At 72.2% G+C, this 21,690-nt stretch carries 19 protein-coding genes; 13 read left to right on the forward strand and 6 right to left on the reverse strand.

Annotation, left to right across the window (positions count from 1 at the left end):
* Positions 1-9 precede the first annotated feature (9 nt).
* Both E4V99_RS09065 and E4V99_RS09070 read left to right on the forward strand, forming a co-directional pair.
* Entirely contained in the window at positions 10-753 is a 744-nt protein-coding gene (locus E4V99_RS09065; protein WP_135117003.1) for a hypothetical protein, read from the forward strand.
* The gene (locus tag E4V99_RS09070; protein ID WP_135117004.1) at positions 651-1,823 is read left to right on the forward strand and encodes a 5'-nucleotidase C-terminal domain-containing protein; all 1,173 of its coding nucleotides are present in this window, start codon (positions 651-653) and stop codon (positions 1,821-1,823) included. Before E4V99_RS09065 ends, E4V99_RS09070 begins: the two co-directional genes overlap by 103 nt.
* A gap of 4 nt (positions 1,824-1,827) precedes the next feature.
* On the opposite strand, the gene E4V99_RS09075 is transcribed toward E4V99_RS09070, so the two are convergent.
* On the reverse strand, positions 1,828-2,577 hold the full coding sequence (locus tag E4V99_RS09075) for an IclR family transcriptional regulator (RefSeq protein ID WP_167747814.1): 750 nt from the start codon (positions 2,575-2,577) through the stop codon (positions 1,828-1,830).
* 92 nt (positions 2,578-2,669) lie between these two features.
* On the opposite strand from E4V99_RS09075, the gene E4V99_RS09080 reads away from it, so the two are divergent.
* From E4V99_RS09080 to E4V99_RS09110, 7 genes are all read left to right on the forward strand, one after another.
* Positions 2,670-3,530, forward strand: a complete 861-nt coding sequence (locus E4V99_RS09080; RefSeq protein WP_135069108.1) for a fumarylacetoacetate hydrolase family protein — start codon at positions 2,670-2,672, stop codon at positions 3,528-3,530.
* Positions 3,523-4,509: a glycerophosphodiester phosphodiesterase family protein gene (locus E4V99_RS09085; protein ID WP_135069106.1), complete on the forward strand. Its 987-nt coding sequence runs from the start codon at positions 3,523-3,525 to the stop codon at positions 4,507-4,509. Before E4V99_RS09080 ends, E4V99_RS09085 begins: the two co-directional genes overlap by 8 nt.
* A gap of 18 nt (positions 4,510-4,527) precedes the next feature.
* Complete coding sequence (locus E4V99_RS09090; protein ID WP_135069103.1) at positions 4,528-5,385, forward strand: SMP-30/gluconolactonase/LRE family protein; 858 nt, start codon at positions 4,528-4,530, stop codon at positions 5,383-5,385.
* Entirely contained in the window at positions 5,378-6,121 is a 744-nt protein-coding gene (gene fabG / locus E4V99_RS09095) for a 3-oxoacyl-ACP reductase FabG (protein ID WP_167747813.1), read from the forward strand. Before E4V99_RS09090 ends, fabG begins: the two co-directional genes overlap by 8 nt.
* Positions 6,122-6,174: 53 nt before the next feature.
* Positions 6,175-9,006, forward strand: coding sequence for an FAD-binding and (Fe-S)-binding domain-containing protein (locus tag E4V99_RS09100; protein WP_135071459.1), 2,832 nt, complete (start codon positions 6,175-6,177; stop codon positions 9,004-9,006).
* Between the two features lie 207 nt (positions 9,007-9,213).
* Complete coding sequence (gene deoD / locus E4V99_RS09105; RefSeq protein ID WP_135069097.1) at positions 9,214-9,927, forward strand: purine-nucleoside phosphorylase; 714 nt, start codon at positions 9,214-9,216, stop codon at positions 9,925-9,927.
* 62 nt (positions 9,928-9,989) lie between these two features.
* Positions 9,990-10,652 (forward strand): pentapeptide repeat-containing protein, encoded by a 663-nt coding sequence (locus E4V99_RS09110; protein ID WP_167747812.1) that lies wholly within the window; start codon positions 9,990-9,992, stop codon positions 10,650-10,652.
* A 12-nt stretch (positions 10,653-10,664) separates the two neighbouring features.
* Here E4V99_RS09110 and E4V99_RS09115 read toward each other — a convergent pair whose 3' ends face one another.
* The gene (locus tag E4V99_RS09115) at positions 10,665-11,678 is read right to left on the reverse strand and encodes an NADPH:quinone reductase (RefSeq protein ID WP_135117005.1); all 1,014 of its coding nucleotides are present in this window, start codon (positions 11,676-11,678) and stop codon (positions 10,665-10,667) included.
* A 170-nt stretch (positions 11,679-11,848) separates the two neighbouring features.
* On the opposite strand from E4V99_RS09115, the gene E4V99_RS09120 reads away from it, so the two are divergent.
* The 3 genes from E4V99_RS09120 (at position 11,849) to E4V99_RS09130 (ending at position 14,019) form a co-directional block, all read left to right on the forward strand.
* Positions 11,849-12,361: a hypothetical protein gene (locus tag E4V99_RS09120; protein ID WP_135117006.1), complete on the forward strand. Its 513-nt coding sequence runs from the start codon at positions 11,849-11,851 to the stop codon at positions 12,359-12,361.
* Positions 12,362-12,460: 99 nt separating this feature from the next.
* Positions 12,461-13,198 (forward strand): ATP-binding cassette domain-containing protein, encoded by a 738-nt coding sequence (locus E4V99_RS09125; RefSeq protein ID WP_135117007.1) that lies wholly within the window; start codon positions 12,461-12,463, stop codon positions 13,196-13,198.
* Positions 13,198-14,019 (forward strand): hypothetical protein, encoded by an 822-nt coding sequence (locus E4V99_RS09130; protein ID WP_135069082.1) that lies wholly within the window; start codon positions 13,198-13,200, stop codon positions 14,017-14,019. Before E4V99_RS09125 ends, E4V99_RS09130 begins: the two co-directional genes overlap by 1 nt.
* Positions 14,020-14,148: 129 nt before the next feature.
* Here the strand turns inward: E4V99_RS09130 and E4V99_RS09135 are convergent, their stop codons facing one another.
* The 4 genes from E4V99_RS09135 to E4V99_RS09150 all read right to left on the reverse strand — a co-directional run bounded on the left by E4V99_RS09135 (position 14,149) and on the right by E4V99_RS09150 (position 19,805).
* Positions 14,149-14,943, reverse strand: a complete 795-nt coding sequence (locus tag E4V99_RS09135; RefSeq protein ID WP_135117008.1) for an SDR family oxidoreductase — start codon at positions 14,941-14,943, stop codon at positions 14,149-14,151.
* 178 nt (positions 14,944-15,121) lie between these two features.
* The gene (locus E4V99_RS09140; protein WP_135117009.1) at positions 15,122-16,090 is read right to left on the reverse strand and encodes an NAD-dependent epimerase/dehydratase family protein; all 969 of its coding nucleotides are present in this window, start codon (positions 16,088-16,090) and stop codon (positions 15,122-15,124) included.
* Positions 16,087-18,762, reverse strand: coding sequence for an alpha/beta fold hydrolase (locus E4V99_RS09145; RefSeq protein ID WP_135117010.1), 2,676 nt, complete (start codon positions 18,760-18,762; stop codon positions 16,087-16,089). Before E4V99_RS09145 ends, E4V99_RS09140 begins: the two co-directional genes overlap by 4 nt.
* Positions 18,759-19,805 (reverse strand): 3-oxoacyl-ACP synthase III, encoded by a 1,047-nt coding sequence (locus tag E4V99_RS09150; RefSeq protein WP_135117011.1) that lies wholly within the window; start codon positions 19,803-19,805, stop codon positions 18,759-18,761. The genes E4V99_RS09145 and E4V99_RS09150 overlap by 4 nt, the downstream gene beginning before the upstream one ends.
* A gap of 186 nt (positions 19,806-19,991) precedes the next feature.
* On the opposite strand from E4V99_RS09150, the gene E4V99_RS09155 reads away from it, so the two are divergent.
* Positions 19,992-21,644 (forward strand): AarF/ABC1/UbiB kinase family protein, encoded by a 1,653-nt coding sequence (locus E4V99_RS09155; RefSeq protein ID WP_135117012.1) that lies wholly within the window; start codon positions 19,992-19,994, stop codon positions 21,642-21,644.
* The last annotated feature ends 46 nt before the right edge of the window (positions 21,645-21,690 follow it).

Raw genomic sequence — 21,690 nt, forward strand, 5'->3', positions numbered from 1 at the left:
GGGGCGATCATGGCATCCACCCGCCGCCGCGCGCTGATGGCGACCGTCGTCGCCGCCGTCCTCACCGGGTCTGCGCTCGCCGCACCCGCCGTCGCATCCGAGGCCGCACCCATCGACGTGCAGGTCCTGGCGATCACGGATCTGCACGGGTACCTCAGTCCGCCGGCCGACCAGGCCAACGGCACCATCGGCACCTCGGACGGGCGCGTGCTCAGCGTCGGCGGCGCGGCGTACCTCGCCACGCACCTCGACGCCGCCGCGGAGGGCGTGGACAACTCCCTCCGGGTCAGCAACGGCGACAGCTTCACGGGCTGGCAGTGGCAGGTCACGATGACCCGCGACGAGCCGACGATCGAGGTTCTGAACGCGCTGGACATCGAGGCGTCGACCGTCGGCAACCACGAGCTCGACATCTCCGAGTGGTTCCTCGCCGACCATATGGCCGCCGGCGATTGCGACGGCGATCCGGGGATGTGCTTCCCGCAGTCCGACGGCACCGCCTTCGCCGGGGCCGACTTCCCGTTCCTCGCCGGCAACCTCACACGCACGCCCGATGGGAGCGAGCCCTTCGCGGCCTCCTACGTGCGCGAGGTCCGCGGTGAGGGCGGGGTACGCGCAAGGTCGGCGTCATCGGCGTCACCACGCCGGCCGTGGAGCGGATCTTCGCGTCGTATCAGGTGGGTGCGCTGCAGGCGGGGGAGATGCTGGACGCCGTGGACGCCGAGGCAGAGCGCCTCGCAGCCCAGGGCGTGAACGCGATCGTCGTGCTCGCGCACGAGGGTGCCTCGACCACGGGCACGTTCGATCAGTGCGCCGATGTGCAGGGTCCCATCGTCGACCTGGCGGCGCACGCGAGCCCCCTCGTCGACGTCATCGTGGGTGGCCACTGGCACACCGCCTTCTCGTGCATGCTGCCCGGCCCCGACGGCACGGAGCGGCCGGTGATCTCGCCCGGGCACCACGGGCGGCTGTTCGCCGACATCCGATTCGACGTCGATGCGGTCACCGGCGACGTCGTGCCCGGCACGGCAGCGGCGACGAACGTCCCGGTCACGCGGGACATCCCCGCCGACGCGGGGATCGCCGCGACCGTGGACTACTGGAACGGCGTGGGCGGGCAGCTGTGGGCCGATCCGCTCGGCACCGTCACCGCCGACGTGCCTATGACCCTCGATGACACCGGTGAATCCCCGATGAAGAACCTCGTCGCCGACGCCTACCGCGACATCGGCGGCGAGAACCTCGGCACGCGTCCCGATCTGGCGATGGTCGAGCCCTATCAGGTGCGCGGCGGCATCTCCCACGCCGTCGGCACGAACGCCGCCGATGCTCCGGCCCGCGTGCTGTTCGGCGAGGCATGGGCGGCTCAGGGCCGCGGATCGTCGATCGTCACCGGGCGGCTGACCGGGGCGCAGATCCGTGACGTCCTCGAGCAGCAGTGGCGGACGGATGCGGCCGGCGCCGAGCAGTACGTGCCCCTCGGCCTCTCCGGCGTCACGGTTGTGGCCAACCCGACGCAGCCGGAGGGTCAGCGCATAAAGAGCGTGCGCGTCGACGGCCGGCCTCTACTGGCCCATCACTCTTACGTGGTGTCGATGTCGTCGCGCCTGGCCCTCGGAATGGACGGCTTTCCGGCGCTGGCGGACCCGCGTGACCCGGTCCGCTCCGACATGGACTACTTCGCGTTCACGTCCTGGTGGGGCGGACAGGATGTCGTGACGCCGCCGGCGACGGACCGCGTGGACTTCCGCTGCGGGCCGGCGTGGAGCCGGCCGGGCTGGCCGGTGCTGCCGCCGAACGTCCCGGGCGGGTCGTGCGGGTGAGCGCTCAGCGGCTGCGGGCGCTCAGCTCCCGCAGCCGCGCGCCGAGGCGTTCGATGACCGGCGGGGTCATGCGGGTGATCGGTCCGGAGACGCTCAGCGCGTGCTGCCTGCCGTGGCCGGCGCCGCCGACGATGGCGGCGACGCAGATGGCGCCGCGCTCGTTCTCTTCGAAGTCGATCGCATACCCACGATCACGGGTCTGCTGCAGATCGTCCTGGAGGATGCGTGCCTCGTCGCCGTCGGGCATGTCCGCACCCAGTGCGAAGCGCAGCTGGTCGTCGTCGAGCGAGGCGAGGATCGCCTTGCCGAGTGCCGTGGACCGCGCGCTGTGCAGACTGCCGACCTCAGCGGTCATCCGCAGGCTCAGGGGACTCTCCACGATCGCGAGGTACTGGATGTGATCGCCGACCAGCACGCCCAGGTTGACCGTCTCGTGGAATTCGTCGCGAAGGTCGTTCATGACCGGCAGGAGGTCGGCGACGACGTCCTGCCCCTTCATGAGGGCCGACGACATGGCCAGCAGCTGCGGACCGGGCACGTAGCGCTTGTGCGCATCCCGGATCGCGAGCCCGCGTTCCTCGAGCGTGTTCAGGATGCGGTAGACGGCAGCCTTCTCGATCCCGCTCGCCTCGGCGATCTCGCGCAACGTCTGCGCCTCGCCGAAGACCAGCGCTTCGAGAACGTCCACCGCCTTCGAGAGCACACCGACCGTGTGGGATCTGGGTCGCGTGACCGTCTCATCGGATGCGGCCATGTTGTTCCCCCTCTGCACACCGCGATTCGCGATGCGCATTGAAAGTTTGATAAGTAAACTGTAACACCCGCATGCCGAAACAGGAGGAACGGATGAGATTCGCGCGAGTAGGCCGACCCGGGGCCGAGCAACCGGTCGTGGCGCGCGGCGACGCCCTGTTCGACCTCACGCCGATCACGGCCGATATCGACGGTGCTTTCCTCGCCGACCCCACCGCCCGCGCGCGCGTGGCCGTCGCGCTGGAGGACGGGAGCCTCCCGCAGCTGCCCGCCGACGAAGCTCGCCGCTTCGGACCGCCGATCGCGCGGCCCCACGCTCTGCTGTGCATCGGGCTGAATTATGCAGCCCACGCCGCCGAGTCCGGCGCTGCCGCTCCGACCGAGCCCATCCTGTTCCTCAAGACCCCCAACACCCTGTGCGGTCCCGACGATGACCTGGTGCTCCCTCCGGGAAGCCGCAAGACCGACTGGGAGGTCGAGCTCGGCGTTGTCATCGGCACGCCGGCGTACCGGCTGAAGGACCCGTCGGACGCGTGGGCGCACATCGCGGGATACGTCCTCGCCGACGACGTCTCGGAGCGCGAGTACCAGCTCGAACGTCCCGGCGGACAGTGGTCCAAGGGCAAGATCTCGCCCGGATTCACGCCCGCCGGCCCCTTCCTGGTCACCGCCGACGAGATCGACCCGGGCAACCTCGGTATCCGCAGCCGCGTCAACGGAGAGGTCCGGCAGGACTCCACGACCGCCGATCTCATCTTCCCCGTCGAGTTCCTGGTGTGGCACCTCAGCCAGTACGTGCGGCTGGAGGCTGGCGATCTGGTGCTGACGGGCACGCCCGAGGGTGTCGCGCTGTCCGGACGGTTCCCGTACCTCGCCGACGGCGACCGTGTCGAGGTGGAGATCGACGGGCTCGGCGCGCAGTCGCGGCGCGTCGTGGCCGGCGCGGATGACTGAACGAGGAAGCCGTCTCCGCACACCGTGGGTGATCGGCCACCGCGGGGCACCGGGACATCGCCCCGAGCACTCCCGCGCATCGTATGAGACGGCGATCCGGCTCGGCGTGGATGCCGTCGAACCCGACGTCGTGCTTTCGGCCGACGGCGTGCCGATGGTGCTGCACGAGACGGAGCTGTCGGCCACGACCGATGTCGCCCGCAGGCCGGAGTTCGCCGAGCGCCGCACCGTCAAGGTCGTCGACGGATCCTCGCGCGACGGGTGGTTCGCGGAGGACTTCACGAGCGTCGAATTGCAGGGGCTGCGCCGGCACGAGCGCTGGCCGCACCTGCGCCCCGGCAGCGCGGCGAGCGAGGGCGGCGCCGTCCTGACGCTCGCCGAGCTCATCGGTCTCGTGGACGACACCGCCGGGGGCGAGTGCGCGCTGGTCATCGAGCTGAAGCACTCGGACCACCTGCGCGCGCACGGGCTGGATCTCGAGCGTGCGGTGATCGACGTGCTCGCCGCCTCCCCGCGGCCGGACGGCCGCACGCGCACCGTTCTGGTGGAGAGCTTCGAGCCGGAGGCGCTCCGGCGCATGCGCGCAGCCGGATTTCGCGGCGACAGCGCCCTCCTGCGGGAGGGCGGCTCACTCGCCCAGGTCCTCGAGCAGGCCGAGGCCGCATTCGGTCCCGCAGGGCGCGACGGGGATGGCCCCGCCTACCTCAGCATCGACAAGGACCTCGTCCTGCAGCATCCGGAGGGCGCCGCGGCGGCGGTCCGCGCGATCCGGGGCGAGGGATGGCGGCCTCTCGTGTGGACGCTGCGCCCCGAGAACACGTTCCTCGCACCCCGCTACCGGCGGGGGGACGACCCGGCCGCCCACGGGGACTACGTCGGTGAGTGGCGCGAGCTCCTCGAGGCGGGGGTGGACGGCGTGTTCGTCGACCACCCGGATCTCTTCATCCGTGCACTCACTCCCACGGCCACCGCGGGCTGAACCGGAAGGCGCAAGGACATGGACGTAGACGCAGAACTCTGGTGGGCCACGGGGCACGGACTCGGGGAGTCCGCGCGCTGGTTCGGCGGTGCCTACCACTGGGTGGACATCGAGACCGGATCGGTGCTGCGCGCCCGATCCGACGGACCTCTCGAGCGCACCGAACTCGGGGGAACGGTCTCGGCCGTTTTCGACGCGGGCGACGGATGTGAGGGCGTCGTCGCCGGCGACCGCATCCTCGTGCTGCGGGAAGGGCGGATCGAGCGGGAGCACCCTCTCCCCGACCTCGCCGACCGGCACGGGCGCACCAACGACGCGCGGGTCGATCCGCGGGGGCGGCTGTGGGTCGGCACGGTGGGACGAGGAGCAGACGCCCGCGCCGCGGTGCTGTGGCGCCTCGACGCGGCCGCGCCCACCGTCGTGCGCTCCGGACTCACGCTGTCGAACGGGCTGGACTTCGACGCCGACGGCACCGCATACCACGCCGACACGTTCGATCGCGTGGTGTACCGCTACCGCCTCGATCCGGACGGCGGTATCGCGCAGGTCGAGGAGGCCGTGCGCGTCGACGGGCTCCCCGACGGGCTGTGCCTCGACGCCGGCGGCGGGTTGTGGATCGCCCTGTGGGGCGGGGGCCGCGCGGAGAGGTATGACAGTGACGGCCGGCGCACGCACGTCATCCGCACCCCCGGCGCGTCGCAGGTGACGTCGCTGTGCTTCGGCGGCCCGCAGCTGGACGAAGTGCTCCTCACCACGGCCGCCGAGGATGTCGACGAGCCGCACGCCGGTGCGGTGTTCCGTGCGCGTGTCGATGTCGCGGGAAAAGCCGAATCCAGATGGACACCGGAACAGGAGGCGGGTGCGAGCCATGACTGAGGGCGCAACAGGACGGGTGGCCGTCGTCACCGGAGGAAGCCGCGGCATCGGCCGTGCGATCGCCGAGCGCTTGGCCGCGGACGGGCATCGCGTGGTCGTGATCGACGTCGATGCCGCCGTCGAGGAGGTCGCCCGGTCGGCCGGGTGGCGCGGCATCGTGGCCGACGTCTCCGATGAGGCCGCCGTCGACGGGGCCTTCGCGTCGATCCTCGAGCAGGAGGGGCGGGTGGACGTGCTCGTGAACAACGCCGCGCTCACCGGCGTGCACCGGCCGTGGGAGAGCGTCTCGGTCGCCGACTGGGACGAGCTCATGGCCGTGAACCTCCGCTCGGTGTTCCTGTGCTCGCGGGCCGCTGCGCGCGACATGCGCGAACGCCGATGGGGGCGGATCGTGAACATCTCGTCGGTGACGTTCGCGCTCGGGATGCGGAACCTCGTCGACTACGTCGCCTCGAAGGGAGGCGTCGTCGGTTTCACGCGCGCCTTCGCGCGGGAGGTGGGGCAGGACTTCATCACCGTCAACGCCGTCTCGCCGGGATCCATCCAGACCGAGGCCGACATCGCCAACTTCCCCGATCAGGACGCCATCGCCGCCGCGCAGGCGGAGGTTCAGGCTCTCCCGCGCCGCGGCATGCCGGCCGACATCGCTGCGGCGGTATCGTTCCTGGCGGGAGACGACGCGTCATTCATCACCGGACAGACCCTCGGCGTCGACGGCGGATGGATCATGGCCTGACGCGTTCCCGACGTTCCCCGGTCGATCACTGCGAAGGGTGATGCACGATGGCAATGGACCCCACGGGTACGGCGACGCTGCCCGCGCCCGCCGCAGAGCTGCTGCGCAACCTCGGCACGGCCGGTGTCGACGTGCGCACCCGCGCGACCGACCGGCTCGCGGCCGCCCATGACGGATCCCATTACCTCCTGACCCCCCAGGCCGTCGTGAAGGCGAAGGACGCCTCCGACGTGGCGGCGACCATGCGCGCCGCGCACGAGTCCGGCGTCCCCGTCACCTTCCGCTCGGGCGGGACGAGCCTGTCCGGTCAGGCCGGAACCGGCGGTGTGCTCATCGACACGCGCACGCACTTCCGCGGCATCACGGTGCTCGACGACGGCGCCCGCGTGCAGACCGGCCCGGGCGCCACGGTGCGGGCGGTCAACCTCCGCCTCGCGCGGCACGGGCGCAAGATCGGGCCCGACCCGGCGAGCGAGATCGCCTGCACGATCGGGGGCGTGGTCGCCAACAACTCCAGCGGCATGTGCTGCGGCACCCACGCCAACACGTACCGCACGCTGGACTCCGCGGTCCTCGTCCTGCCCTCCGGCACCGTCATCGATACGTCGTCGCCGGATGCGGACGAGATCCTCCGGGCCCGGGAGCCGCGCATCCACACGGGACTCCTCGCCCTGCGCGACCGCGTTCGGGCCGACCCCGCCTCGCTGCGCACGATCGAGAAGCTCTACGCCATCAAGAACACGATGGGCTACGGCCTCAACTCGTTCGTCGACCACGATCGCGCGATCGACATCCTCGAGCACCTGGTCATCGGCAGCGAGGGCACCTTGGCGTTCGTGGCCGAGGCCACCTTCCGCACCGTGCCGATGCCCACCCACGTCGCGACGGGGCTCCTGGTGTTCCCGACGCTGGATGCGGCCACCGCGGCCCTTCCGGCCCTCGTGGCAGCGGGATTCGCCGCGATCGAGCTGATGGATGCCACGAGCCTGCGCGTCGCGCAACGCGACCCCGACGCCACGGCCGAGCTGCGGGGGCTCGAGGTCGCCGGACACGCGGCGCTGCTCGTCGAGCACCAGGCCGAGACGGCCGGCGGGCTGGACGAGCTCGTGTCGGCGTCTGGTCCGCTGCTGTCGGCGCTGGAGCTGGCCGTGCCGGCCGTGCTCACGACCGACCCGGCGATCCGCGCGCAGCTGTGGCATATCCGCAAGGGACTGTTCACCGCGGTGGCGGGGGCACGTCCCTCCGGGACGACCGCGCTCCTGGAAGACATCGCGGTCCCCGTGGAGCGACTGCTCGACACGTGCACGAGCCTCATCGAGCTGTTCGACCGGCACGGCTACGAGGACAGCGTGATCTTCGGGCACGCCAAGGACGGCAACATCCACTTCCTTCTCAACGAACGCTTCGACGACCCCCGGTCGCTGCTGCGCTACGAGGCCTTCACGGAGGAGATGGTCGAACTCGTCCTCTCCCAGGGCGGCACGCTCAAGGCCGAGCACGGCACCGGCCGCATCATGGCGCCGTTCGTGCGCCGCCAGTACGGCGACGAGCTGTACGACGTGATGCGCGAGCTGAAGGCGCTCGTCGACCCGGAGGGGCTCCTGAACCCGGGGGTGCTCCTCGCCGAGGACCCGAGCGCCCACGTGCGCGACCTGAAGATCGTCCACACCGTGGAGGAGGAGGTCGACCGGTGCGTGGAGTGCGGTTACTGCGAGCCGGTGTGCCCCAGCAAGGACCTGACCCTCACGCCCCGTGAGCGCATCGTCCTGCGGCGGGAGATGGCGCGGGCCGAAGCTGCCGGCGACACCGCGCTCGCCGAGCAGCTGCGGTCGGAGTACGACTACGACGGCGTGCAGACGTGCGCCGTGGACGGCATGTGCCAGACCGCGTGCCCCGTGCTCATCAACACCGGTGACCTCGTGCGGCGTCTGCGCGCGGAGAACCAGAACGCGCTCGCACAGGCCGGGTGGACGCTCGCAGCGAAGCAGTGGGGCACGGTCAGTCGCGTCGGCGGGATGGCGCTGTCGGTGGCGGATGCCGTTCCGGGGGCACTGCCGGCGGCGGCCACGACGGTCGCGCGGGCCGTGCTCGGGGATGACGTGGTTCCGAAGTACAGCGGAGACCTGCCCGCGGGGGGTGCGAAGCGCCGGCCGTTCACCGAACCGGGCGCCGTCGCGGTGTACTTCCCCAGCTGCACCACGACGATGTTCGGCCCCGCCGAACCCGGTGCGCGCGGCGCATCCGAATCGTTCCGCGAGCTGTGCGCGCGAGCGGACGTGCCGCTGGCGACGCCGGCCGACATCCCGTCGCTGTGCTGCGGGACGCCGTGGAAGTCGAAGGGACTGACCGACGGGTACGCGGCGATGAAGGACCGTGTCGCCGCATCGCTGCGGGCGGCCACGCGCGAAGGCCGGCTGCCCGTCGTGTGCGACGCCTCGTCCTGCACGGAGGGCCTGGAAGTGCTGCTGGAGGCGGCGGGCGACGCGGGCATCCGCGTTCTCGACGCCGTCCAGTTCGTCGACGAGGTGGTGCTCGAGCGTCTTCCGGCCGGGGATCGCGTCGCCTCGCTCACGATCCACCCGACGTGCTCGTCGACCCGCATGGGCATCAACCCCGCCCTCGCCCGAGTGGCTGCCGCCGCCGCGGACGAGGTGCACGTCCCCGACGACTGGGGATGCTGCGCCTTCGCCGGAGATCGCGGGATGCTGCATCCCGAACTCACCGCTTCGGCCACCGCGCCGGAGGCCGCCGAGGTCGCAGCCGGCGGGTCGGTGGCGCACGCCTCGCTCAACCGCACGTGCGAGCTCGGCATGACGCGGGCGACCGGGCACGCCTACCGGCACGTGCTCGAGGTCCTCGCCGACACCCTCCCCGGCCTGCCCTGAGCCCGCGCAGTTCCGAACTCCTCAAAACCGTGAGTGAGTGCGGTCGAAACCGTCCCAACCAGCGCCTACGGCGGCGGAATTGAGGAGTTCGAGCAGCGCGGAGGCTGCACAGAGAGCGCCCGCGGGCGAGCCGATGGGTGCCATTGCTGTCACCCTGGTCTTCGAGCCGTCGCCTTGACGAGCCCCGTCCCCACCCGAAAGGTCGCCATGACCACTGCTCACATCGCCGCCGCCCCCGGCGACTTCGCTTCCGACGTCCTCCTGCCCGGCGACCCCCGCCGCGCGCGCCGCATCGCGGAGACGTTCTTCGACGAGCCGCGGCTGGTCACCGACGTGCGCGGCATCCTGGGGTTCACCGGATCCATCGGCGGCCGCCCGATCTCGGTACTGGCATCGGGGATGGGTATGCCGTCGGTGTCGATCTACGCCACCGAGCTCGCGCGGGCCTTCGGCGTCACCCGCATCGTGCGCACCGGGACGCTCGGTGCCATGCAGGAGGACGTCGCGATCGGCGATGTCGTCATCGCCTCCGCGGCGCACACGGATTCGGCCATGAGTGAGCTGCGCATCCCCGGTGTGCACTTCAGTCATGCCCCCTCGTTCGCGCTGTTGCGCGACGCCGTCGCCGTCGCCACGGACAGGGGCCTGCGCACTCACGTGGGCGCCGTGTTCACGAGCGACAGCTTCTACGGCGTCCGCCCGGAGACCACGGCCGGCCTCACCGCGCACGGCGTCCTGGCCGTGGAGATGGAGGCCGCCGGCCTCTACGCCGTCGGTGCGGCGGAGGGCATCGAGACGCTCATGGTCGGCACCATCAGCGACCATCTGCTGCGCGAGGAGGAGATGACCGCGCAGCAGCGCGAGACGACCTTCGTCGACATGGTCACGGTGGCCCTCGGCTCCTTGGGCTTCGCCGTCTGATCGTCGGCGGTGTGTGCCGGGGAGGGACGAGCGGCGTGGTGGCGGGGCGCAGACTGGATGATGTGACCCGACCCACCCCGCTGCAGCAGCCCCGCATCCAATCCCCGAACCTTCCGGCTCTGGCCGATGCCGACGCACGCGATCTGCGCGCGGGCGGCTCCTACGAGGCATCCCGGTTCACCGGCGCGGATGTGGCCGGAAGGGACCTCTCCGGCGCGCGGTTCCTGGAATGCGAGCTCTCCGAGTGGTCGGCTCACGACGCGGTGCTGCAGGCCGCGGAGTTCTCGCAGGTGCGCATCGACCGCCTCAACGCGCCCACCCTGCGCGCCGGGCGGACGCGCCTGCGCGAGGTCGAGATCCTCGCGTCGCGATTGGGCTCCGTCGAGCTGTACGACGCAGCGCTCTCGGACGTCGTCGTCGCCGATTCGAAGATCGGCTGGATCAACCTGCGCGCCGGCGAGCTTCGCGACGTGGTCTTCCGCAACTGCCGGTTCGACGAGATCGACCTGAGCGGTGCGCGGCTGAACCGCGTGGCGTTCGAGGGCTGCACGGCGGGCCGTCTCGACCTGGCGGCCAGCCGGCTCCAACACGTGGACCTGCGGGGGCTGCGGTTCGACGCCGTGGACGGGCCGGCGGGCCTGGCCGGAGCCACGATCGACCACGACCAGCTCGCCATGATGGCGGAGATGTTCGCCGCGCACCTGGGCGTCCACGTGCGCGGCTGAGCGCTGCGGGGCTCACACCCGGATGAGGACCTTGCCCACCGTCCCCTGTTCGACGGCGTCATGCGCCGCCGCCGTCTCGGCCAGCGAGAACCACGTGAGGGGCAGACCCGCCTCTTCTCCCACGGGGAGCGCGCCGTCCTCCAGCGCCGCCGTGATGTCGGCTGCCGCGGCCTCCCACGCCTCGGCACCCACGGTGTAGAGGAGGACCCCCTGTATGCGGAGGTTCTTCGCGAAGCTCGGGCGGATGGGCATCGCGAACGTCTCGCCGCCGTCGTCGGCGTAGTACGCGATCGACCCGTGATCGGCGGCGATGGCGGCATCCACCTCCGCGTTGGCGGCGATCGAGACCTCCACGATGTGATCGACGCCGTCGGGGGCGAGCTCGCGCACGCGGGCGGCGACATCCTCGGAGGTGTAGTCGACCGTGTGGTCGGCGCCGGCGGCACGGGCCAGCGTCGCCTTGGCGGGCGACGAGATCGTCGCGATCACGGTGGCCCCGGCCCATCGGGCGAGCTGGATGGCGGCGTGCCCCACCGCACCCGCGCCGCCGGCCACCAGGACCGTGCGACCCTCCAGGGCGCCGGGATGCAGTCGTGCCGGGCCGTGCTCGTGCACGGTGAGCGCGCGGTGCGCGGTCATGGCGGGCACGCCGAGAGAAGCCCCGACCGCCATGTCGACGCCCTCGGGCAGCCTGACCGCGCGCGCGGCGGGCACCACCACCTGCTCCTGCGCGGTGCCGGTGGGGCGCCCGTGCTGCGCGAGGTACAGCCACACCCGGTCGCCGACCCGGAGATCCGTGACACCGTCGCCGACCGCATCCACCACCCCCGCGCCATCCTGATTCGGGACGATCTCGGCGAAGTCGTCGCGGCGGGTGGTTCCCACCCGCGCCTTCCAATCGGTGGGGTTCACGCCGGACACCTCGACGCGCACGCGTACTTCGCCCTGGCCCGGTTCCGCCGGATCGCGGTCGACGAGGGAGAGGACGGAGGAGTCGCCGGGGGAGGAGTACACGATGGCCTTCATGCCAGCACGGTACCGGCACTCCGCCCCCATCGCGGTGGGCTTGACCCGCGGCCGGTATCCGCATGACCGCGGTCGCCGTGACACGGCAGTATCGCGATGCACCGTGGCGGTCGCGGGAGGGCGCCGGCGGGCTCCGCGGCGGAGGCTGGCGGAGACGAGGAGGGATTCACATGAGCCATTCGCGGTGGTCTGTTCGGTCCGTGGTGGGGGTCGGCCAGGTGCCGGCGGATTTCGCGCAGCTGGTGACCCTGCCCCGCTACGACTACCTCGACGCCTTCACGCTGGAGTTCCCGGAAGCCGACCGCTGGTCGGCCGAGCAGTGGGCGCGAGCGATGTTCATCGACGACCGTCCGCTGCTCCTCCGGGCGGTCACGCGCGGGCTGCTCGGCGTCATGCTGAGTCGGCCGGGATCGCCGGACCGGATCGGCGACTACACCATCGCCGTGTCGGAGCTCGGCGTCCTGCGGGGCAGGGTGGAGTCTCCGCGCTCCGCGGATCAGGTCGTCGTCGTGGTGGCGGGGGACTCCGTGTCGCTGGTGACGGCGGTGCACCGGGCCACCCCGTCCGGCAGGCGCATGTGGGCGGTCATCTCGCATCTCCATCGCTTCTTCGCCCCGCGGGTGCTGAGGTATGCCGCGGCGCGTCTGCCGGTCACTCGGCTGACCGTCCGCGCCGGCGCGTGACGGCGGAGCCCTCGCCGGCCGAGCGTTCTGTTCGGGCGGCCAGGGCCGACTGTCCTCGCGGACGGGGTGCTCGTCCGCCGCGAGGACGACGCTGGCGGTATGGAAGAAAACAACCACACACCAGCCCTCGCCGCGCGCGGGCTGACCAAGCGCTTCGGTGCGCACACCGCCGTGGACGACGTCGGATTCGACGCCCGCGGCGGGCGCGTCACGGCCCTGCTCGGACCCAACGGGGCCGGCAAGACCACCACCATCCGCATGCTCCTGGGCCTGGCGTCCCCCGACGCCGGCACCGCCGACATCCACGGTCGCCCGTACGCGGAGCTTCCGCATCCGGCCCGGACCGTCGGCGCCGTCCTCGACGGCGGGGGACTGCACCCCGGCCGGAGCGGCCGCGATCACCTTCGCATCGTCGCCGCCCAGATCGGCGCCGCATCCGAACGGGTCGACGCCGTGCTCGAGGAAGTGGGGCTGACGGCCGCCGCCCGCCGTCGCGTGGCGGGGTACTCCCTCGGCATGCGCCAGCGCACCGCGATCGCCGCCGCACTCCTGGGCGAGCCCACGGTGCTGGTGCTCGACGAACCCGCCAACGGCCTCGACCCCGAGGGCATGCACTGGCTGCGCGAGCGCATCCGGGCCTTCGCGGATGCGGGCGGCGCGGTGCTGCTCTCGTCCCATGTGCTCTCCGAGGTGGCCCTCGTCGCCGACGATGTGGTGGTGATCGCGCACGGGCGCGTCGTCGCCGCGGGTGACATGGCCTCCCTCGTCTCCGCCCACGGCGGGGATCTGGAGCGGTTCTATCTCGACGTCACCGCGAGCCGGGCGGGGGTGCGCTGATGTTCCGCGGAGAACTCCTGAAGCTGACCACCACGGCTGCGACCAAGGTCGCCCTCGCCGTCGGCGTGCTCGGCCTGGTCGCCACCCAGCTTGTGCTCGTCGTCCTGCTGCCCGCCCTCGCCAGCGGCACCATCGGCCCCGGCGCCGACGCCCTCGGCGACGACCTGCCCGCATCCGGTGTGGCGACAGCATCCGCCCAGCTGGCGTCGTTGAGCCCCCTCGGCGCGAGTGGCGGCGGCGGATCGCTCAGCATCGCGGCGCTCGCCGTCCTCGTGCTCGGTGTGCTCGCCGGCACCACGGACTACCGGTTCGGGGGCATCGTGCCCACCGCGCTGGCAGAACCTCGGCGCGGACGGATCCTGGCGGCGAAGGTCGGCGCCACGGCGGTGACCGGGCTCGTCCTGGGTGCTGCGTATGCGATCGTGAGCCTCGTCGCACTGCTGGTGTCGCTGCCCGCGACCGGCACGACGCTGGAGATCGGGATCCCCGACATCGCCGCCGTGATGGCGCGCGGAACGGGTGTGGTGGCGCTGCTCGCGCTCCTGGGCCTCGGCATCGGCGTCCTGGCGCGCAGCCAGCTCGCCGGCGTGCTGATCATGCTCGGCGCCGTCGTGCTGGAGCTCATGACGCAGGGCGTCGCCGTGCTCGCCACCGGTGCGTGGCCGCTGTGGGGGCAGGCGCTGCCGCTCACGCTCAGCCAGGCCGCCATCGGGAGCACGCCGTCGGAGATCCCCTCACTGGTCGCGCTGGCAGGGCTGGCCGGATGGGTCGCCCTCATCCTCGCCGCCGCGACCGTGGCGATCCGCCGACGCGACCTCTGAGCGAGCTCGCGCCCGGGGCCTGGGTGAGCACCCGGGCACGCTGAAACACGCGAAAACGACTGAGACACCGCGCGACGCGCGGTGTCTCAGTCGTTTTCTGGTGTCTCGGCTGGGACGGGCGGCCTAGGGTCAGTCGAGGATGGCTCCGGCGGTGAGGTTCCCGACGACGCCCGTCATGGCCGCCGCGCGGTCGGATGCGGCGAAGGCGAGATACTCCGCGACATCCCGCGCCCCCGGGAGGCGGCCGAGCGCCGATCCGGCCGCGGCGCCGGACAGCCAGTCATCGGTCGACATCCCCGCGCGCGCGGCGATGCGGCCGAACATCCGGCGCGTGTACGAACCGGATGCTCCGGTGGCCAGCGCGTGCGGCCGCACGCACAGGACCCGCACCCCGGCCGGTCCGAGCTCGGCGGCGAGCGCGCGCGAGAACCCCTCGAGCCCGGCGCTCTGGGCGGCGTTGCCGATGATCCCGACGCCGCCCAGCCGGGCACCGGGTGTCGAGATGTTCTGGATGACGCCGGATCCTTGCACGGTCATGACTGCGGCAGCCGCTTTCGCGGTGACGAACGCCGCGCTGAGGTAGGTCACGACGGGGTCGAGGAACTGCTCCAGCGACGTCTCGCCGATCGGATGGCCCTGCACGTGGTCGGCGCCGATGGCGTTGAGCACGACGTCCACGCGCCCCTGGGTCCGCGCGACGTCGGCGAGGTGGCGGGCCACCGCGTCTTCGTCGAGCGCATCGACCACGTCCGCATCCGCCCGGCCGCCCTGTGCGCGGATCGTCTCCCGGGTGCGCTCGAGGGAATCGAGGGTGCGTCCCGCCAGGACGACGTGCGCCCCTTCCCGGGCGAACACCTCGCCGGCGGCCGAGCCGATGGAGCCGCCTCCGCCATAGATCACGGCCGTCTTTCCTGCCAGCAGCATGGCGCCTCCTCGTGGTGGATTATCCGCCCCTGCGTTGCGGCCCGACATTAGCGGCCGGCAGGCGACCGCACCACGAAACACGCGAAAACGGCTGAGACACCCGGCGACGCGCGGTGTCTCAGCCGGAATGTGGTGTCTCGGCTGGGGGCGGGGGCGGGAGGGGGAGGGGGAGGGGGCGTCAGGGTGCGTAGGCGAGGGCGAGGCGGCGCAGGCCCTCGTCGATCGACACCGCCGGGGACCAGTCCAGTGCCCGGCGGGTGTCGCGCTGATCGAACCAGTGCGCGGTCGAGAGCTGCTCGGCGAGGAACCGGGTCATCGGCGGCTCGTCCACGCCGGGCTTGACCGCCCACGCCCGCTCGATGACCGAGCCCGCGGTGCGCCCGACCCACGCCGGGATGCTCACCCGCGGGGGCCGCACACCGGCCGCACGGCAGATGCCCGCGAGCAGGTCGCCCACGGGCCGGGGCTCGCCGTTGGTGAGGACGTAGGCGTGGCCGCCGGCCTGTTCGGCCCGCTCCACCGCGGCGCGGATGCCGGTCGCGGCGTTGTCGATGTAGGTCGTGTCGATGAGAGCCGTGCCGCCGTTGAGGAGGGGGAGCCGCCCCGCTCGCGCCCGCGCCACGATCCGTTCGATCAGCTGCGTGTCGCCCGGACCCCACACGAGGTGCGGGCGTACCGCCACGACGTGCATCGACGGCGAATGGCGTCCCAGTGCGATGAGCTCCGCCTCCGCCTTCGTACGCGCATAGTCCCCGCGGGCCCTGGCGGGATCGGCCGGTTCTGCCCCGACGCCCGCGAGTGCCGCGCCGGCGTACGCGACCGAGGGGGAGGAGACCTGCACGAACCGGGATGCTCCGGCCCGTTCGGCCGCGTCGAGGAGGGCGCGCGTCCCACCCACGTTGACGTCGCGGAATTCGGATGCGGCGCCTGCCAGCGACACCTTCGCGGCGAGGTGCACGACGGCCTCGGCCCCCTCGACGGCGCGCTCGACGTCGGCGGGCGACGTGATCGAGCCGAGGACGTCGGCGGCTCCGTCCACACCGGAGGGACGTCGTTGCAGGGTGCGCACGCGGTGGCCGTCGGCGATGAGCTGCGCGGCGACCGCGCGTCCGAGGAAGCCCGAGGCTCCGGTGACGAGGACGATCACGGTGCTGTCGGCCTTCCGCCGGAGAGGATCCCCTCGGCCCACCGGGAGAGCCGGGACCGGTCGATCTTGGAGTTGTGCCGGATGTCGGTGGGCAGGTGCGGCACGGCCAGGACGGCGACGAGCGGGGTGCGGGTGCTTTCCCGCACGGCGGCGGCGAGGCCCGGGTCGGCCAGGGCCGCCCGCTTGGTCGGCGGGATCGTCTCGACGACCGCGACGGCCTGGCGCAGCCCGTGGGGGCCGACCCCCACGACGGCCGCCCGGCGCACCGCCTCGACGCGTTCGACCTCCTGCTCCGGCCCGACGGGGGCGAGGGGGCCGTCCGCGGTCACCAGGACGTGCGGCATGCGCCCCTCCACCCACAGGCGGCCGTGCTCGTCCAGGTGCCCCACGTCGCCGGTCCGGTGCCAGCGCGCGCCGGGCTCGAAGGGATCGAGCCCCTCGGTGCCCCGGGCGGACTCCCGGTCGGTGAGCCACAGGCGGTCGTAGTGGTCTTTCAGGTGGGGGGCGGAGACGACGATTTCGCCGAGGACCCCCGGCTCCGCCGTCGGCGTGCCCGTCGCGCGGCCGTCCGCGTCCAGCGCGCTCACCAGCACGCGGTTGGCCCCGATCGGCATGCCCACGCACACGCCCGCATCCGGAGCCTGCGCGGCGTCGTGCACCCCGTCGAGGGTCACATCGGTGACCAGAAGGCACTCCGTCATCCCGTAGGGCGTGTGCGGGGTCGCGTTCGGCATGATCTCGGCGGCCGACTCGAGCAGGCGAGCGCTGATGGGGGCGCCGGTGGAGAGGAACGTGTGGACGCCGGCGAGCGCGGCGCGGTCTTCGGCCGTGAGGGCATCCACCGTCGCCACCACGTTGAGGACGGCGGCGGGGGAGAGGAACACGATGCCCGCACCCGACTCGCGCACGGCGGCGGCCACCGCCGTCGCGGTGAGCGTCCGCGGCGACGACACGTCCATCCGGGGCGTGACCGAGCGCGTTCCCAGGGCGGGGCCCAGCAGCGCGAACGGCGCGAACCCCGTCACCAGGCCCGTCTCCTGCGTCACCCCGAAATGATCGGCGAGCACGTCGCGGAGCGCCGCGAGCTGGCCGTGCGTGTAGGCGACCCCCTTCGCCGGGCCGGTGGACCCCGACGTGAACAGGATGGCGGCGACGTCGCCGGGCCCGGGCGGCTCGGGGAGCGGCTGGCCGGTGCCGGTGGCGAGGATGTCGCTGAGGCTGCAGGAGACGCCGAGCGCCACGGATGCCGCCTTCGGCAGCCGCGCGGCCGAGATCCGCACCCCCGGCCAGCCCAGGGCGCGCGCGGCGGTGAGTCCGAGGGTCTCGCCGATGATGAAGTCGGGCCACGACCCGCGGACGGCGCGCGTCAGGCCCCGGATGCCGAGGCCGGCGTCGGCGACGACGATGACCGCCCCGATCCGCAGGCACGCGTAGACGACGGCGGAGAGCGTCGGGCCGGGGGGCACGAGGAGCGACACCCGGTCGCCCTTGCGGACGCCGATGCGGGAGAGGCCCGCGGCCAGGCGCCGGACGCGATCGTCCAGCTGCCGCCAGCTCACCCGGCGGATGGCGCCGGTGCGCGTGGGGGACATGTCCACGATGGCGGTCTCGTCGTCGGCGCGACGTTCCTCCAGCCCGTGCCAGATGGGGGTGAACACCGAGTCGTCGGCATCCGGTCCCGGACGCGCCGGCGAGGTCGTGCCGGGGGCGGCCAGCCGATCACCGTGCTCGCGGAGCCAGGCCAGCACCGCCTCCGCGTACGGGCGGTCTTCGGCGACGAGGTGGCTCGCGCCTTCGAACCGGTGCACGTCGGCGTGCGGCAGGCGGTCCAGGAGATCGTCGAGGTAGCGGTCGCTGAAGATGGGGTCTTCCGGGCCCCACAGCAGGAGCGCCGGCACCTCGAGCTCGGCGACGCCCGCGGCGATGCGCTCCAGCTCGGAGTGGCTGGGGTGCCGGCGGTCGGCGGGGATGTCGGCCACGAAGCCGCCGATCGCGCGACGCCGGGCGGCCGAGCCGTAGGGAGTCCGGTAGGCCCGGCGGGTCGCCGCATCCACTCCGGGGGTGGCGAGGGCGAGCGTGGTGTCCAGGAACGCGGTGGTGGCCACCGTCGAAGCGGCGAGGACTCCGCGGGCACCGGCGAGCCGCAGGGGTGCGGGGATGGGGACGCCCTCGGGATGGTGGACCGCCGTGTTCAGCAGCATGACGCCCGTGAGGGATTCCGGATGATCGACCGCCCAGCCGGCGGACACCACCCCGCCCCAGTCGTGGCCGAGCGTGACCACCGGCGCGTCCAGACCGAGCGCCGCCGTGAAGGCGCCGAGGTCGGCGACGCGCTGCGCGAGCGGTCGATCCTCGTCCGTGCGCTCGGAGAAGCCCATGTCGAGCTGGTCGACCGCCACGACGCGCCATGCCGGGTCGCCGCGCTCGGCCGCGCGCACCGACTGCGTCACGAGCGCACGCCACAGGTAGGACCAGGTCGGGTTGCCGTGCACCGCGAGGATGGTGCCCACCACCGGGACGCCCAGGCGTGCCAGCTCCGGGCCGGTGTCGAGACAGTGCCATTCCCGCACGGCGCCGGAATCCACGCCGACGCCGGGGACCGCCACGATCCGGCTGAACCCCGGCTCGAGACCGGGGAGACCCGGCGGCGGCGTCGTCGCGCCGGCGCTCACCAGGCCAGTTCCATCATGGCGGTGTTCAGGCCCGATCCGACGCCCATGAGGAGCACACGGTCGCCCCGGTTCAGCGTCGCCTGCTCCTCGGCGAGGGTGATGGGGATCGACGCCGGTCCGACGTTCCCGTACTTCGGGAAGGTCACGGGCAGGCGGGCGCGGTCCAGCCTCGCCGCCTTCACGATCGCATTCGTGTGCACGGAGGAGACCTGGTGGGTGATGTACCGGTCCATCGACGACCAGTTCCACGGGCCGGACGCTTCCTTCCAGGCGGAGACCACGAGGTCGAGGCCGCCCTTGAGGAGCGCTTTCGCATCGGTGAACATGCCGTCGACGCTGCCGACGCACAGGTCGTGGAACTGCGTCGCCGCTCGGGTGACCCCGCCCAGGATCCGGTGGCCGTCGGGATGCTCGTCCGTGCGCCCGAGGACCGCGGCGGCTGCCCCGGAGCCGAGGGTGAGTGAGGCGAATTCGCTCATGAAGCTCGATCGGCCGATGTCGGTGCCCGACAGGCGGCGGATCGTGTTGGTCTGGATCTCGTCGGCGTCCTCGCCGTTGACGACGATGGCGTAGCGGATCTGACCCGACTGGATCATGTTCGCCGCCAGGCTCATGCCGCTGACGAAGCCGAGGCACGCGTTGGCGACGTCGAAGTTGATGGCGGAACTGGGCAACCCGAGCCCGTGGTGCAGACGCACGGCCACGGACGGCTCCAGGTGCTTGCGCGAGACGGAGGTGTTGATCAGAAGACCGACGTCCGAAGGGTCGACGCGGACCTCTGCCAGGGCTCGCCGTCCCGCCGCGACCGTGGCGTCGTCGGAGGATTCCCCGGGCGCCCAGTTGCGGCGCTCGCGGACCCCGGCGACGCGCTCGAGCAGGCCCCCCGGCAGCTTCAGCCGCCGCAGTGCCGACGAGAGACGATCCTCGATCTCCTCGGATGTCGTCACTCGTCCAGGCAATGTGCTCGCCACCGACAGCAGCGAGACATTGTCAAAGCGAGTGGTCGCATTTCCGGCCACAGAACCTCCGTCGAACGCACCCATCTGGCTCGGTCCATCAAGAGAGCAACTTTACGCTCCGCACATCTGCGTCCAGCCCAGCCAGCGCGGACGCGGCACACGGGGTATCCTTGCCCGCGCACATGGGCTCGGCGACAATGAGACGATGGCGCAAACGAGGGTGACTCCCCCCTGCATCCCGTCCCCTTCCGGCACCGGGTCAGCCCGCCGGTGAGGGTCCACTTCAGCAGGTATCAGGAGATCGCCGACACGCTGACGCGTCACGGCCTCGGTTTCCTCGCCGGTGCGACAGGTCTCGCCAAGTGGGTGCCGGCGCGCCGTGGCGACGCGACCCACGCGCAGACCCGGTCGTACACGGTGCCGCAGCGGGTGCGCGTCGCGCTGGAGGAGCTCGGCCCGACCTTCGTGAAACTCGGCCAGCTGCTCTCCACCCGGCCCGACCTCCTGCCGCCGGCCTACATCATCGAACTGTCGAAGCTGCAGGATGCGGCGCCCCCGGTGCCTGCGGCCGACATCCGCGACGCCATCCAGCGCGAGCTCGGAGCCGAGCCGGAGGAGCTGTTCGCGGAGTTCGAGTGGACGCCGCTCGCGTCCGCGTCGATCGGTCAGGTGCATGCCGCGAAGCTGGAGGACGGCACCTCGGTCGTGGTGAAAGTGCGCCGCCCCGACGCGGTGCGGCAGGTGCAGGAGGATCTGGAGATCCTCAACGGCCTCGCCACGCGGGTGGACCGCGCGTGGGCGCCGGCGCGGGAATACGACGTCCGGGGCATCGTCCGCGAATTCTCCCGGACCCTCCGCGCCGAGCTGGACTACAGCCGCGAGGCTCACAACGCCGAGCGCTTCGCCGCGCAGTTCGCCGACCGGCCCGAGGTCCTCATCCCGCGCGTCTTCTGGGAGCGGACCACCTCGCGCGTGCTCACGCTGGAGCGGATGACGGGCATCAAGATCAACGATCTCGCTGCCCTCGACGCCGCGGGCGTCGACCGGCGTGCGCTTGCGCGCACCGGTGCCGACATCGTGCTGAGCATGGTCTTCGAGCACCGCTTCTTCCACGCCGATCCGCATCCGGGCAATCTCTTCGTGCACCCCGACGGCCGCATCGCCCTCATCGATTTCGGCATGGTCGGCGAGATCGATGAGGAGCTGCGCGATCGGTTCGCGGATTTCCTCATCGCCTTCACCCTCCGCAACCCCGACGCCCTGGCCGACGCGCTGGAGGGCGTCTCGGTGACCCGGGGGAATGTGGATCGCTACGAATTCCGGGAGGCGCTGCGCTCGTTCGTGGCGCTGTACTCCGACCGTTCCCTCACCGAGGTGGGGTTCGCCCGCCTGGCCGGCGAGATGCTCGCGCTCCTCCGGGAGCAGCGGCTGCAGCTGCCGCGGGAGGTGGCGCTGATCTTCAAGGTCCTCATGATGATCGAGGGCATCGGGGTCCAGCTCGATCCGCAGTTCGATCTGACCGCCGTGCTCACCCCGTATGCCCGGCGCCTCGTGCGCGAACGGTTCGCCCCGGCGGCCATCGCCACCCGGCTGGCGCGTGCCTCCGCCGACGCCGGCACCCTCGCCCTGGAGCTGCCCACGCGCCTGCGGCGCGCGATCGCCGCGGTGGACCGCAACGGGCTCGAGGTGCACCTGCGGGCGGCGGAGCTGGAGCCGCTGGTCGGCCGGGCCGAGCGGATCGGGAACCGGCTGGTCGCCGGCGTCATCACGGCAGCTCTGATCAACGCCGTGGGTAATTTCATCGCGCGTGACAGCCGGTGGAAGTCACGGCAGAGTGCGCTCGTGAGCGCGGGCGTGACCGTGGTCACGACGCTGAGCGGGTACCTGCTGTGGACCGCGCGGCGGCGTTCCGGGCCGAACTGACCCGGAACGCCGCACACCGCTGAGCCCGCGCAGCGCGGGCGGCGGT

The sequence above is a fragment of the Microbacterium sp. dk485 genome, from assembly GCF_004570445.1.
Taxonomy (GTDB): Bacteria; Actinomycetota; Actinomycetes; order Actinomycetales; family Microbacteriaceae; genus Microbacterium; species Microbacterium wangchenii.

Coding starts and splice junctions, on each gene's coding strand:
- E4V99_RS09065 (WP_135117003.1), top strand. CDS start 10: ATGGCATCCACCCGCCGCCGCGCGCTGATGGCGACCGTCGTCGCCGCC.
- E4V99_RS09075 (WP_167747814.1), bottom strand. CDS start 2,577: ATGGCCGCATCCGATGAGACGGTCACGCGACCCAGATCCCACACGGTC.
- E4V99_RS09080 (WP_135069108.1), top strand. CDS start 2,670: ATGAGATTCGCGCGAGTAGGCCGACCCGGGGCCGAGCAACCGGTCGTG.
- E4V99_RS09085 (WP_135069106.1), top strand. CDS start 3,523: ATGACTGAACGAGGAAGCCGTCTCCGCACACCGTGGGTGATCGGCCAC.
- E4V99_RS09090 (WP_135069103.1), top strand. CDS start 4,528: ATGGACGTAGACGCAGAACTCTGGTGGGCCACGGGGCACGGACTCGGG.
- fabG (WP_167747813.1), top strand. CDS start 5,378: ATGACTGAGGGCGCAACAGGACGGGTGGCCGTCGTCACCGGAGGAAGC.
- E4V99_RS09100 (WP_135071459.1), top strand. CDS start 6,175: ATGGACCCCACGGGTACGGCGACGCTGCCCGCGCCCGCCGCAGAGCTG.
- deoD (WP_135069097.1), top strand. CDS start 9,214: ATGACCACTGCTCACATCGCCGCCGCCCCCGGCGACTTCGCTTCCGAC.
- E4V99_RS09115 (WP_135117005.1), bottom strand. CDS start 11,678: ATGAAGGCCATCGTGTACTCCTCCCCCGGCGACTCCTCCGTCCTCTCC.
- E4V99_RS09120 (WP_135117006.1), top strand. CDS start 11,849: ATGAGCCATTCGCGGTGGTCTGTTCGGTCCGTGGTGGGGGTCGGCCAG.
- E4V99_RS09125 (WP_135117007.1), top strand. CDS start 12,461: ATGGAAGAAAACAACCACACACCAGCCCTCGCCGCGCGCGGGCTGACC.
- E4V99_RS09130 (WP_135069082.1), top strand. CDS start 13,198: ATGTTCCGCGGAGAACTCCTGAAGCTGACCACCACGGCTGCGACCAAG.
- E4V99_RS09135 (WP_135117008.1), bottom strand. CDS start 14,943: ATGCTGCTGGCAGGAAAGACGGCCGTGATCTATGGCGGAGGCGGCTCC.
- E4V99_RS09150 (WP_135117011.1), bottom strand. CDS start 19,805: ATGGGTGCGTTCGACGGAGGTTCTGTGGCCGGAAATGCGACCACTCGC.